We start from the raw sequence: 14325 nt of genomic DNA, 5'->3' as shown, positions 1-14325 counted from the left end.
TTAGTGTTTTAAAATAGGATGTAAAAAAAACCTGCAAGTATAACTTGCAGGTTTTCGGGATAGATTTTTGTAAAATCTTATTTAATCATTTCGAAACTTCTTTTTACAAAAGCAGTCAAAGCTTCTCCTTTTAATAGGTTTTGCGATAATTTAGCTAAGTCTAAAGCTTGTTTTACCAAATGTTCCTGATGTGTTTTGTCTTCAGTATTCAAGATACTTGTTGCTAAATCAGAATTTGTGTTTACAACCAAATTGTACATTTCCGGCATATTACCCATTCCGAACATTCCGCCACCACCAGACTGACTCATTTCTTTCATTCTACGCATAAATTCTGGTTGCGTGATAATGAATGGAGCAGCTTGGCTGTCCATAGCTTCCAATTGTACAGAATATGCTTTTGGAATATAAGCTTCTAATGAAGTTTTAAGTGTTTCTTTTTCTTCGTCAGATAATTTAGAAATTGTGTTTTCGTCTTTTTTGATTAAATTATCAATATGATCAGAATCAACACGAACAAAAGTTACGTCTTTATTATCTCCTTCAATTTTTTGAATCAAATGCGAAATAATTGGAGAATCCAATAGTAAAACTTCGTATCCTTTTTCTTTTGCTGTTTCAATATAAGAGTGCTGAGCATCTTTGTTTCCAGCATAAAGAATAACTAATTTTCCGTCTTTATCAGTTTGATTTTCTTTTAAATTCTCTTTTAATTCTTCAAGAGTAAAATATTTATCATCAACTGTTGGATATAAGACAAACGCACCTGCTTTTTCGTAGAATTTATCTTCAGAAAGCATTCCGTATTCTAAAACGATTTTAATATCGTTCCATTTTGCTTCAAAATCAGCACGGTTTTCGTTGAATAAAGCTTTTAGTTTATCAGCTACTTTACGAGTGATATAGTTAGAGATTTTCTTAACCGCACCATCTGCTTGTAAACCAGAACGAGAAACGTTTAATGGAATATCCGGTGAATCGATAACACCTTTTAACATTGTCAAAAACTCAGGTACAATTCCTTCTACATTATCAGTAACGTAAACTTGGTTTTGGTACAATTGAATTTTATCTTTTTGAATTTGCATATCCGAACCTAACTTAGGGAAATATAAAATTCCGGTTAAGTTAAAAGGATAATCTACATTCAAATGAATGTTGAATAACGGATCTTCAAATTGCATTGGATACAATTCTCTGTAGAAGTTTTTATAATCTTCCTCAGATAATTCGCTTGGTTGTTTTGTCCATGCTGGATTTGGATTGTTGATGATATTATCAACTTCAACTGTTTCGTTGATATAATCTTCAGGAGCATCTTCCGGTTTTGGAAGTGTTTCTGTTCTTGATCCAAATTTAATTGGAATAGGCATAAACTTGTTATACTTATTCAATAATCCGCTGATTTTAGAATCTTCTAAAAACTCAAGAGAATCCTCAGCGATATGTAAGATGATTTCTGTACCACGTGAAGTTTTGTCAGCCGGTTCTAAAGTAAACTCAGGGCTTCCGTCACATGTCCAGTGTGCTGCAGGTTCGTCTTTGTATGATTTTGTAATGATTTCTACTTTCTCTGCAACCATAAATGCAGAATAAAAACCAAGACCAAAATGACCAATAATTCCAGAATCTTTTGCAGAATCTTTGTATTTGTCAAGAAATTCTTCAGCTCCTGAAAAAGCAACCTGATTGATGTATTTTTCAACTTCATCAGCTGTCATTCCTAAACCTTGGTCAATGATGTGGATTTTCTTTCCTTCCTTATCAACTTTGATTTCGATTACAGGATTTCCGTATTCTACTTTAGCTTCGCCAATACTAATTAGGTGTTTTAATTTTAAAGTAGCGTCTGTTCCGTTCGAAACCAGCTCACGTAAAAAGATTTCGTGATCGCTGTACAAGAACTTTTTGATTAAGGGAAAGATGTTTTCTACCGAAACATTAATTTTACCTGTTGTCATATTTATTTTTATTTTTTAGTTTAATGTGATGATTCTCATTTCTTCAAATAGAATACCAATTGTTTTTTGGGTGACAAAATGGCGTAAGTGTTAATTTTGAAAGAAAATAATTAGATTTTGGAACTCAAGATATTCCTATGAATTGTATCTTTGTGGTATAATAATTGTTAAACGTGTCAGTATTAACTTAAAAAAAATGTACAAAATGAAGAAAGTTATTTTCATTTGCTTGATCGCCACGATGTTTTTCGCGTGCAAATCAGCTTCGTCTACAACAGCTTCAACAGAAGCGCCTACACTATCAACTAAACTTGACAGACCTACTCAAGTAGCACTTAAAGGAAATTGGGTACTTACAAATGTATCTTATCCAGGTTCAGACTATATTAAAGTAAACTCGTTTGATCTTGCAGATTCTAAATGTTTTATTGGAAGTACATGGAACTTTATTTCGAACAATAATAAAGGTACTATGGCTCTAAATGCGCCAAGTTGTACAGCTTTTACTTCTCCAATCGTTTGGAGTATCAACAATCAGGGACTTTTTGTACTTAAGATTGTAGATCCGGGATTAAAATCAAAAAATGTTAAATCAGGATATTTACTTAAAGTAGCCGGATTAACTGATAACTCGTTCCAATTGATCGATAATATCAATGTTGGCGGACAAGTTAAGGATGTAACTTACCAATTTCAAAGAGCTAATTAATATAAAAAAATAAAAATATGAGAAAGATAACCGTTTTAAGCCTAAGTAGTTTATTTGTATTAGCAAGCTTTTTTACAAGTTGTGATTCAGTAAAAAATGCAAATAACACACAAAAAGGTGCTGGAATTGGAGTAGTTGCCGGTGGTATTATTGGTGGTATTTTAGGAAATAATTTAGGTCACGGAGGTAATGCTGCTTTAGGTGCTGCAATTGGTGCTGCCGTAGGTGGTGGAACCGGAGCACTTATTGGAAACAAAATGGATAAACAAGCCCGTGAAATTGATCAGGCTTTACCAGGTGCTGATGTTGAGAGAGTTGGAGAAGGAATTCACTTAACTTTGAATGAAAACTCTGTTCGTTTTGATACTAACAAATCGACTTTGACATCTCAGGCAAAAGCTAACTTAGATAAATTGATTCCTGTATTTACAGAGTACGGAGATACAGATATTCAAATTTTTGGTTATACTGATAATACAGGAAAACCAGAATATAACTTAACACTTTCAGGACAAAGAGCTGCATCTGTGCAAGCTTATTTAGTTTCAAAAGGATTAAAATCAAGCCGTTTCAAAACTTCTGGTTTAGGAATCGCTGATCCAATTGCAACAAATGATTCTCCTGAAGGAAGAGCACAAAACCGTCGTGTAGAGTTCTCAATTACTGCAAATGACAAAATGGTAAATGATGCAAAAGCTCAAGCCGGAAAATAAGTTTCTGACGCAATAAAATTTCTTAAAAGCTGTTTCGTAATTGAAGCAGCTTTTTTTTGACTTTAGAAATTAAACATTGTAAATTTGGACTTTCAAATACAACCCATGCTCGACATTCAAAATATTTCTTTTTCGTACACCGAAACCCCTGTTATAAAAAACGTTTCTTTTACTGTAAATAAAGGCGACAATATTTCTATTATAGGTGAAAGTGGCTGCGGAAAAAGTACACTTCTTAAATTAATATACGGTTTATACGATCTTGATGAAGGCAAGATTTTTTATGATGAAAAACCTGTTTTAGGTCCAAAGTATAATTTAATTCCCGGAATGCCTTATATGAAATATCTGGCGCAGGATTTTGATTTGTCTCCTTTTGAAACTGTAGCCGAAAATGTTGGAAAGTTTCTTTCGAATGGTTTTGCAAACATGAAAAAACTTCGTGTTCAGGAATTATTAGAAATGGTAGAAATGGAATCTTTCTCTAATGTAAAAGCAAAATTTTTAAGTGGAGGACAACAACAAAGAGTTGCTTTAGTAAGAGTTTTGGCGTTAGAGCCGGAAGTAATTTTACTGGACGAACCTTTTAGCCAAATCGATGCTTTTAGAAAAAATGCTCTACGCCGAAATTTATTCCGCTACTTAAAACAAAAAGGAATTACTTGCATTATTGCAACGCACGATAGTACAGATGCTTTGTCATTTGCAGATGAAGCGATTGTAATGCGAAACGGAGAAATCATCGTTAAAGACAATCCAACAAAAATATACGAAGATCCGGAAACTAAATATGTAGCGTCACTTTTTGGAGAAGTAAATGAACTTCCAACGCATTTATTACTTCCATATGAAGATCAAAATCATAAGACTTTGGTTTATCCGCATCAATTTAAAATGGTTACAGAATCTAATTTGCCGGTAAAAATTAGAAGAACTTATTTTAGAGGAAATCATTATTTGATTGAAACTGTTTATAAAAGACAACTAGTATTTTTTGAAAGTGAAATCGATTTACCTCTTGAACAGGAAATTTTCTTAGGTTTAAATTATTTGTAATTAGATAATGTGTCAATTAGAAAATTAGATAATTCTTTTTAATGCTATAAAAAAAAACAAACCCGATAGATTTTTGAAATCTATCGGGTTTGTTTTATCTAATAATCTAGTTTTTTAAATACTTTTCTAAAAACTGATCTTGTTCCCAAAGTAAGTGCAAGATGTTTTCTTTTGCTACATAACTATGTGCTTCTTTTGGTAAAATCACCATTCTTGCTGGAGCTCCTAAACCTTTTAAAGCCTGAAAATATCTTTCTGTTTGCAAAGTGAAAGTTCCGGGATTATTATCGGCTTCACCGTGAACTAATAAAATTGGAGTTTTCATTTTATCGGCATTCATAAAAGGAGACATTGCGTTGTAAACATCTGGAACTTCCCAGTAATTACGTTGCTCGCTTTGAAAACCAAACGGAGTCAAAGTTCTGTTATACGCTCCACTTCTTGCAATTCCGCAGGCAAACAAATTAGAATGTGTTAATAGATTTGCTGTCATAAATGCACCATAAGAATGTCCGCCAATAGCGACTTTTTTACGATTAATATATCCTAAAGCATCAACTGCATTAATTGCAGCTTCGGCATTATCTACTAATTGTGAGATAAAGTTATCGTTTGGTTCTGTAGTTCCTTCTCCAATAATTGGGAAAGCTGCATCATCCAAAACCACATATCCTTTGGTTACCCAATACACAAAAGATCCATAATAAGGAAAAGTAAACTCATTTGAATTTTGAGTAGATTGTCCTGCACTATTTCTGTCTTTATATTCGGCAGGATAAGCCCAGATCAATAATGGTAATTTCTCTTTTTTAGCTTTATCATAACCAGCAGGAAGATATAAAGTTCCTGAAAGTTCTAATCCGTCTTTACGTTTGTATTTAATAACTTCTTTGCTTACATCTTTGATGCTTTCAAACGGATTTTTGAAAGTTGTAATTGGAGTTAAGCTGTTTTGTTTTTTAATATTTCTGAAGTAATAATTCGGATATTCACTTTTTGACTGAATCTGAACTAAAACTTTACCAGATCTAAAATCTTCAATTTCCAATAAATCTTCTTTTTTGTCTTTATAAGAAGAAGTATAAATACGTTTAGATTGTAATGTCTTTAAGTTAAATTCATCAATAAATGGGAACTGGCCGCTTTTAGTATATCCGTCACCAATTCTGTAAGCGTTGTCTTTTTCGATTGCCAGAACATATTTATTGTATTCATTCTTTTTGGTTTCAAAAATACCCGGATCTGAATAAACGTCTTGTTGGTTTCTGTCCGTAATTACTTTTGCTTGCTGACTTGGATTTGATGGATTAATCAAATAAGTTTTGGTATTACGAGTGTCGTACCATTCGTCAGTAACAAAAGCAATATTATCATTACCCCAAACAACATCATTATAACGCTGAGGTATTTTTACCAATGAAGTTGCATCGCTTGTAAAAGGTGCATCCCAAAGAAAAAGCTCATCTCTAAAATCTACTTTGTTTGCAGGATCTCCTTCGTCCAAAGCTGTAACATAAGATAAAGTTGCAGGTTTGTCATTTCTCCAAGCCATTTCTCTTTTTCCTTTTCGAACAGCCATAAAACCTTTTGGTATAATTTCGTTCAACGGAACTTCGTTAACCGTTTTGATTTCTTTTCCTCTAATGTCGTAAACAATTGATCTCGATGGAAATCTGCTTAAAGGAACAACATAAGAAAATGGTTTCTGAATGGTTGTCAACATAATATAATTGCCATCAGGAGATATTCTTTCTCCAGCAAACATTGCAGCTTCTTTAAATAAAACCGCATTTCCATTGATGTTGACTTTGTATAATTCAGATGTAATGATGTTTTCGAAATTAACTTCATCATTTTTGTTTTTCAACATATCCGGATAGGTTCTGTTTTGAGATTTTTCTCCAGAAGTATTCGAAATAATTGGTCCGGTTGGTAAATCTTTTTTAGAATCTAAAAGTGGTTTTCTGTCCTTTGGAAGCATTTTTACCAAAATAGTTTCGTTGTCTAAGAACCAGCTAAACGGATTTCCAAGATTTGCATTTACAGTAGCTTCTGTTAGTTTTGTGGCTTGCGCCGATGCAACATCCAAAACCCAAAGTTCTACACCAGTATTTGTGGTATGCGAAAACAGGATTTTTTTGTCATTTGGAGACCAAAGAACGTTACTGATTTTAGGATTATTTGGTAAACCTGTAACTTGAATTTCGTCTTTACCGCTAATCTTTCTTAATTTCAGATTATTGATATAAGTAACTGTACTTGAAATATTGGTAACAGGATTGATCCTTAGACCTCCCAAACGAAGTTCTTCCTGATTTAAATCGTCCAATGTTTTGTATGTACTTCTGTATACTAAGAGCATATTTTCTTTTTTAGTATCCATCGATACTGTCGGAGCTCTTTCATAATCTGCTAAATCCAGAATAGATTTAGAAGGTTTTTGGTAGGTTAGGTTTTCCTGAGCAAAAGCAAAGAAACCAATATTTAAAAATAAGAATAATGTAACCTTTAATTTCATAGTTTGAATTTTATGGGTTTGAAAAAAGTGGCTTTCATAAATGTTTGTCTAAGGTAGTTTACTCTTGTTACATTTTATGCGTTATTTTTCATACTTTTCATTGTTTTGGGCTAAAAACTGGTTTTTTAGAATTGAACTTGCTTTAATAGGTTGTATAATTAAAGTATATTAAATTGCTAATTACGAAAAAAAGAGTAATTTGTACGCTTATGTTTTAAACAATACTTAAATTTGCAATCCAATTTTTTAACAAATAATAAAAGAATATGTATCATTCAAAAATAGCGGGCTTAGGATATTATGTTCCTTCAAATGTTGTGACCAACGATGATTTGTCTAAGATTATTGATACCAATGATGAGTGGATTCAGGAGCGAACAGGGATTCAGGAGCGTAGACATATTATTCGTGGAGAAGATACCACGACAACAATGGGAGTAAAAGCAGCTAAAATTGCTATAGAACGTTCTGGCGTTGCCAAAGAAGATATTGATTTTGTAGTTTTTGCTACATTAAGTCCTGATTACTATTTTCCAGGACCTGGAGTTTTAGTACAACGTGATTTAGGATTAAGAACTGTAGGAGCATTAGATGTTAGAAATCAATGTTCTGGTTTTGTTTATGCGATTTCTGTAGCGGATCAATACATTAAAACCGGAATGTATAAAAACATATTGGTTATTGGTTCAGAAGTGCATTCAACAGGATTGGACATGACAACTCGCGGACGTGGAGTTTCGGTAATTTTTGGAGATGGAGCAGGAGCGGCAGTTTTAAGCCGTGAAGAAGATTTGACAAAAGGTATTTTATCGACACATTTACACTCTGAAGGACAACATGCTGAAGAGTTAGCTTTGCAGGCACCAGGAATGGGAGCGCGTTGGGTAACGGATATCTTAGCAGATAATGACCCGAATGATGAAAGTTATTATCCTTATATGAACGGACAATTTGTGTTTAAAAATGCAGTAGTTCGTTTTGCTGAAGTAATCAATGAAGGTTTGGAAGCAAATGGTTTACAAGTTTCAGATATTGATATGTTGATTCCGCATCAGGCAAATTTGAGAATCTCGCAATTCATTCAGAATAAATTCAAATTGAGCGACGATCAGGTTCATAATAATATTCAGAAATACGGAAACACAACTGCAGCATCTATTCCAATTGCATTGACAGAAGCTTGGGAACAAGGAAAAATCAAATCAGGAGATACAGTTGTTTTGGCTGCTTTTGGTAGTGGATTTACCTGGGCAAGTGCGATTATCAAATGGTAATTTAAGTGTTCTTATATCATATTTTAAAAACCTGCTCTTTTTAGAGCAGGTTTTTTTATACTCATTTTTCAAGTTAAGCGAAGTCGTTGCTTTATTGTGTGAGATAATTGTCAGGCTGAGCGGAGTCGAAGCCCATGTTCCAATTGGCGCGCCTTCGACTTCGCTCAGGATGACATACGTTGAGATCATCGGGAAAATTTAATGAAATATTTTTCTTACTTTTAAAATATTTTTAAATAAAGTAAAAAATGAAAAGATATTATGTTTATATATTAAAATGTTCTGATAATAGTTATTATACTGGAATAACAAATGACGTAGATAGAAGGTTCAATGAACATAGTTTTGGTTCAAATAAAGAAAGTTACACTTATGATAAAAGAGCATTAGAATTAGTTTTTTGTACTGAATTTAATGATGTAATTCAAGCTATTTCATTCGAGAAACAAGTAAAAGGTTGGAGTAGGAAAAAGAAAGAAGCTATTATAAATGATAATTGGGATGATTTGAAAAAACTTTCTGAATGTTTGAATGAAACTCATTTTAAAAATTTTAATAAAAAGAAGATTTAGTAGTAAATTAGCCTTCGACTTTGCTCTCAATTAATGTTCTGTAGACAATATTGTCTGTCAGAGCGAAGGGGTTGTCAGGCTGAGCGGAGTCGAAGGCCGCGTTCCAATTGGCACGCCTTCGACTCCGCTCAGGATGACAGTAGATTGCGATTAAATTGTCTATACAATAGGTGAGGACGAAGAATACTTTTTTAAATTAGATTAAAATGAAAAAAAATCAACTGGAAATAGCGTGTTTTAATTACGAATCAGCCATAATTGCACAAGAAAATGGAGCTGATCGAATTGAACTTTGTGATAATATGAAGCTTGGCGGAACAACTCCTAACTATATTTTAGCCTTAAAAGTGAGGGAGAATGTATCCATAAAAATGCATGTAATCATAAGACCTCGTGGTGGAGATTTTGTTTATAGTGATGAGGAGTTTGTCGAAATGAAACAAGATATCAAGCAATTTAAGAAATTGGGAGTTGATGGTTTTGTTTTCGGAATTTTAAAAGCAGATGGAAGTGTTCATAAAAAACGCAACAAAGAATTAGTCAATTTAGCAAGTCCGCTTTCCTGTACTTTTCATCGTGCTTTTGATGTTGTAAAAGATGTCAAAGAATCTCTTAAAGATGTAATTGAATGTGGTTTTAATACTATTTTGACATCAGGACAAGGAATCAATGTCGAAGAAGGAATTTTTACTTTAGAGAAAATTCAAAAATGGTCCAAAGATAAAATAGAAATAATGCCTGGCGGAGGTTTACGATCTTCGAATATTAAATTATTACAGGATAAACTGGAACCTACTTTTTATCATTCATCGGCGATTACAGATAATACAGAAACTGCAAATCCGGAAGAAGTAAAAGAATTAAAGAATTTTTTATAAAAGCATTTACATAAAAAAGCCTGGAGTTGGCATACTCCAGGCTTTTCTTTTCTACAAGAACTATTAAAATCTACTAATAAAAGAGGGATTAAAACATTCCGCCACCACCTTTATTAGTGTTATCTTCTCTTTGTTTACGTTGAAGGTTTTTGATTTTTGCACCTCCAAAGTTATAAGTCAATCCTAAATAAACCGTTTGACTTTCCCATGTAAATTGCCCTTCCTGAGGATAAGGATAAACACCGTCAAAAGCATATTTCATTGTGTTGAAAACGTCGTTAAAACGTACACTTATATTCATTTTATTGTCTAACAATGTATAACGTGAACCAATGTCCATTTTGTACATTTCTTTTCTGTGTTGTTGAATTTCTTCAACCGGACCTCTGTAAAAACCAAATAATAAAAAGCTTAAACGTTTTGTAGGCTTGAAGTTTGAGTTCATACGAGCATTAAATGCCGATGTTGTTACAGTGCGTTCAAGCGGTGAACTTTTACCTGTTTTTGGATCAAATTCAAATACAACACCGTGTTGTTTTATACTTGAAAAGTCAATCGATGGTTGGATATCCCACCATTTTGTAAGCTTATAATTTAACGAAGCTTCAAAACCATAAGAGCTACTATTGTCATAATTTGCAAAACCTAAAACTTGTTTATATCCTGAATCGTCATTTGGATCAGGACTTAAAGTTCTGCTTATTTGATCATTGATTCTTCTTACAAAAACTCCTGTAGTTATACTTCCTTTTTCAAGAGTTCTAGTGTAATTTACTTCAACCGAATTGGTGAATTGAGGTCTTAAATTCTGATTTCCGTAAGACGTTACCAGCGGAGTAGAAAATTCACGAATTGGTTTTGTCTGCTCTAAACTTGGGCGGTCAACACGACGGCTATAGCTTAATTGCAATACATTTTTCTCATTTAAATTATAAGTAAAATATGCTGATGGATACAAAGTGATATAATCATCATTAAAAGTTTTATAACCATAATTAAGATTAGACTTAACCTGATAGCTTTCAAAACGAGTTCCTATCTGGTAGCTGAATTTTTTGAATTTCTGACCAAAAGTTACATAAGCAGAGTAAATATCGGTATCATATGTATAGATAGAAGTTTGATCTATAGGATCAGTAACCGCAGGATTAGCTGTATGGTAATCGTTATCCGTTCTTGTAATTCTGGCTTCAGCACCAGCTTCAAGAGTAGTTTTTTCGTTTAACGGGTTTACATAATCAACGTTGAAAGTACCTAGTTTTCTGTTCTCGCCTGTAGCGTCATTGTAAACAATGTCTTTAGAAGTGTTATTAGGGCTTGTTGTTTTAGTATCAAAACTTGCATCTTGAGTTTCTTTAGTATCACTATAGTTTGCTTCAAAATCTAAAGTATGACCTTCTTTTTTAAAGATGTGTTTGTAAGCTAAATTATAAGTACCAGTTTGATTAGGTCCTTGATATCTTGCTTTTTGATAGATGTTTTTAATATCCGGATCACCGTTATTATAATCAATATCTGTTAATACAATTCCGGTTCCGGTAGATTTATTTTGATTTGTATAAAAAGATAAAGTATTATGATCATCGATTAAATAATCCATACCAACTTTATACAAATAATTGTCATTGTCATTAGAGATTTTTAATTTTTGGTTAACATCCTGATCTAATCTTGCAATTCGGCCATTGTTAAAATAAGTTCCAAAATTTTCACCCACATTTCCGAAGAAGTTTACTTTTCCAGTTTTATAATTCAAATCTAATGATTGATTGTATTTGGCAGTTTCTCCAAAAGTAATACCGCCACTATAGCTTCCGTTGAAACCTGTGTTAGCATTTTTGTGCAAAACAATATTGATGATTCCAGACATTCCTTCAGGATTGTATTTCGCACTTGGATTGGTGATTAACTCAATTTTTTTGATAGAAGTTGATGGAATTTGTTTCAATAATTGAGCAGGGTCAATATTCGAAGGTCTTCCGTCAATTAAAACACGCACATTATCGTTTCCACGAAGAGAAAGTTTTCCATCCTGATCAACATTTACAGACGGAATGTTACTCATAATATCAGAAGCAGAAGCTCCCGCTGTTGTTAAATCTTTTCCAACAGTAATTACTTTTCTATCAATTTTTTGTTCAATAGTAGAGCGTTCTGCTACAATGTTAACACCTTTTAGCTGAGTAGCTTCTTCTTCAAGAGATGCATTAACAGTAGCTGTTTTTTTGTTATCACTTAAGATTACTGAACCAATATATTTTCTAAATCCAATGTATTGAATTTCGATAGTATAGTTTTTTAGCGCTAAATTTTTAATACTAAAATCACCATTGTCATCTGTGTTAACTCCTGATACTACTTTTCCGTTGTCTTTAATAGAAACCGTAGCATAAGAAATTGGTGCATTATTTGACTTTTCGGTAATTTTTCCGGATACTACCCCGGCATTCTGAGCTTGTGCTGTTGCAAATACACCCAGTAATGCAAACAGTAAGAATTTTAGTTTCATATGGTAATAATTGATTTTTTTGATTGATTGATGATGATGATTGTTATTTTGTTTTTTTTTAGTTTTTTTCTTTAAACGAATTTAAAGTGTCCCTATTAAGACTCTTTTATCATCGATATGTTACAGGAAAATCAAATAAAAAAAAGTTTTATTTAGAGATCATCTGTTTTATAGGAGATTAGCGTTTTGATTTTTTGATAATTTTAACATTGAGAACGATTTACTTTTTAAGAAATTCTAATCGTTTTCTTGTATTTTATATGTTTTTCGTTTTCTCTAATTGATGAATAAGCAGTATCTTTGCTCACTTTAAAAATAAGTTTACATGTCATTACAACAAATTCTTACTCCTTCTATACAAAAAGCAATACAAGCATTATTTGATGTTACTGTTGATAAAATCGAATTTCAAACTACTAGAAAAGAGTTTGAAGGCGATATTACAATGGTGATTTTTCCTTTGCTAAAAGTCATCAAAAGCAATCCTGTAGAATTAGGAAATAAAATAGGAAACTATTTAGTAGATAATCTTCCTGAAGTAGCAGGTTTTAATGTTGTTTCGGGATTTTTGAATATAGTAATTGCTGATAGTTATTATTTAAATTTCTTTAATGAAATCAGAGAGAATAATAAGTTTGGATATGTAACTCCAAATCCGGAAGATAAAGCAATAATGGTCGAATATTCTTCGCCAAATACAAATAAGCCTTTGCATTTAGGACACGTTCGTAACAATTTGTTAGGATATTCTGTGGCCGAAATCATTAAAGCTTCTGGAAAAAAAGTATATAAAACTCAAATTATAAACGATCGTGGAATTCATATTTGTAAATCAATGCTGGCTTGGCAGAAATTTGGAAATGGCGAAACTCCTCAAAGTTCAGGTTTAAAAGGGGATAAGTTAGTTGGTAAATATTATGTTGAATTTGATAAAGCTTATAAAGGCGAAATCAATCAATTAATAGAAGCCGGTAAAACCGAAGAAGAAGCAAAAAAACAAGCTCCAATTATTGTTGAAGCTCAGGAAATGCTACAAAAATGGGAATCTGGAGATGAAGAAGTAATTTCGCTTTGGAAAATGATGAACCAATGGGTTTATGATGGTTTTGCAATAACATACACTAATCTTGGAGTTAATTTTGATAAATATTATTATGAAAGTAATACTTATTTATTAGGAAAGGATGTAGTTCAGGTTGGACTTGACAAAGGAGTTTTCGAAAAAGATCCTGATGGTTCAGTTTGGATTGATTTAACAGATGAAGGTTTAGATCGTAAAATCGTATTGCGTTCAGATGGAACTGCGGTTTATATGACGCAAGATATTGGAACTGCAATTCAGCGTGTTAAAGACATGCCAGATGTTGGAGGTATGGTTTACACAGTTGGAAACGAGCAAGATCATCACTTCAAAGTTTTATTCTTAATCTTGAAAAAATTAGGTTTTGATTGGTCTTCAACTCTATATCATTTGTCATACGGAATGGTAGATTTACCTTCTGGAAAAATGAAAAGCCGTGAAGGAACTGTTGTAGATGCTGATGATTTGATGCAAGATATGACAGACACAGCAAAACAAATTTCAGAAGATTTAGGAAAACTGGACAGTTATTCTGCAGAAGAAAAAGCTAAATTGTACAAAACAATTGGTTTAGGAGCATTGAAATATTACATTTTAAAAATAGATCCTAAAAAACGTATTTTGTTTAATCCTGAAGAATCTGTAGATTTTGCTGGAAATACAGGTCCTTTTATACAATATACTTACGCGAGAATTCAGTCAATAATTCGTAAAGCCGATTTTGATTTTTCAGCCAAAACAGACATACAAGAATTACACGAAAAAGAAAAAGAACTGGTAAAACAAATCGAGCTTTTCCCGGAAGTAATTCAAAATGCAGCTCAAAATCATAGTCCTGCTTTAATCGCTAATTATACATATGATTTGGTAAAAGAGTATAATTCATTTTATCAATCAGTTCATATATTAGGTGAAATCGATTTGACAAAAAAAATATTCAGAGTTCAGCTTTCTCAAAAAGTAGCCGAAGTTATAAAATCAGCTTTTACATTATTAGGAATCGAAGTTCCGGAAAGAATGTAAAAGTTTTAATACTTAAGAATAAAAAGCCAAT

10 protein-coding genes are annotated in these 14325 nt (G+C 32.5%); 7 read left to right on the top strand and 3 right to left on the bottom strand.

Annotated elements, in window-relative coordinates; all coding sequences use genetic code 11:
- Window positions 1-77 precede the first annotated feature (77 nt).
- Window positions 78-1961, bottom strand: coding sequence for a molecular chaperone HtpG (gene htpG, locus CLU81_RS08665; RefSeq protein ID WP_099709451.1), 1884 nt, complete (start codon window positions 1959-1961; stop codon window positions 78-80).
- Between the two features lie 205 nt (window positions 1962-2166).
- On the opposite strand from htpG, the gene CLU81_RS08660 reads away from it, so the two are divergent.
- The 3 genes from CLU81_RS08660 (at window position 2167) to CLU81_RS08650 (ending at window position 4439) form a co-directional block, all read left to right on the top strand.
- On the top strand, window positions 2167-2670 hold the full coding sequence (locus CLU81_RS08660; RefSeq protein ID WP_099712710.1) for a lipocalin family protein: 504 nt from the start codon (window positions 2167-2169) through the stop codon (window positions 2668-2670).
- A gap of 17 nt (window positions 2671-2687) precedes the next feature.
- Window positions 2688-3383 carry an OmpA family protein gene (locus CLU81_RS08655; protein ID WP_099709450.1) on the top strand — a complete coding sequence of 232 codons (696 nt, stop codon included), beginning with the start codon at window positions 2688-2690 and terminating at the stop codon, window positions 3381-3383.
- A 105-nt stretch (window positions 3384-3488) separates the two neighbouring features.
- Window positions 3489-4439, top strand: coding sequence for an ABC transporter ATP-binding protein (locus tag CLU81_RS08650; protein WP_099709449.1), 951 nt, complete (start codon window positions 3489-3491; stop codon window positions 4437-4439).
- Between the two features lie 106 nt (window positions 4440-4545).
- Here the strand turns inward: CLU81_RS08650 and CLU81_RS08645 are convergent, their stop codons facing one another.
- Window positions 4546-6957 (bottom strand): prolyl oligopeptidase family serine peptidase, encoded by a 2412-nt coding sequence (locus CLU81_RS08645; RefSeq protein ID WP_099709448.1) that lies wholly within the window; start codon window positions 6955-6957, stop codon window positions 4546-4548.
- A 266-nt stretch (window positions 6958-7223) separates the two neighbouring features.
- On the opposite strand from CLU81_RS08645, the gene CLU81_RS08640 reads away from it, so the two are divergent.
- The 3 genes from CLU81_RS08640 to CLU81_RS08630 all read left to right on the top strand — a co-directional run bounded on the left by CLU81_RS08640 (window position 7224) and on the right by CLU81_RS08630 (window position 9681).
- Window positions 7224-8231, top strand: a complete 1008-nt coding sequence (locus CLU81_RS08640) for a 3-oxoacyl-ACP synthase III family protein (RefSeq protein ID WP_041519914.1) — start codon at window positions 7224-7226, stop codon at window positions 8229-8231.
- 248 nt (window positions 8232-8479) lie between these two features.
- A complete protein-coding gene (locus tag CLU81_RS08635; protein ID WP_099709447.1) occupies window positions 8480-8803 on the top strand; it encodes a GIY-YIG nuclease family protein in 324 nt (107 codons plus the stop codon).
- A gap of 206 nt (window positions 8804-9009) precedes the next feature.
- Window positions 9010-9681: a copper homeostasis protein CutC gene (locus CLU81_RS08630; protein WP_099709446.1), complete on the top strand. Its 672-nt coding sequence runs from the start codon at window positions 9010-9012 to the stop codon at window positions 9679-9681.
- Between the two features lie 88 nt (window positions 9682-9769).
- Here the strand turns inward: CLU81_RS08630 and CLU81_RS08625 are convergent, their stop codons facing one another.
- The gene (locus tag CLU81_RS08625; protein ID WP_099709445.1) at window positions 9770-12190 is read right to left on the bottom strand and encodes a TonB-dependent receptor domain-containing protein; all 2421 of its coding nucleotides are present in this window, start codon (window positions 12188-12190) and stop codon (window positions 9770-9772) included.
- 325 nt (window positions 12191-12515) lie between these two features.
- Between CLU81_RS08625 and argS the strand changes: the two genes are divergently transcribed.
- Complete coding sequence (gene argS, locus CLU81_RS08620; RefSeq protein WP_099709444.1) at window positions 12516-14294, top strand: arginine--tRNA ligase; 1779 nt, start codon at window positions 12516-12518, stop codon at window positions 14292-14294.
- Window positions 14295-14325: the final 31 nt, after the last annotated feature.

This window comes from Flavobacterium sp. 9, from assembly GCF_002754195.1.
GTDB lineage: Bacteria > Bacteroidota > Bacteroidia > Flavobacteriales > Flavobacteriaceae > Flavobacterium.
This window is presented reverse-complemented; position numbering and strand designations above follow the sequence as displayed.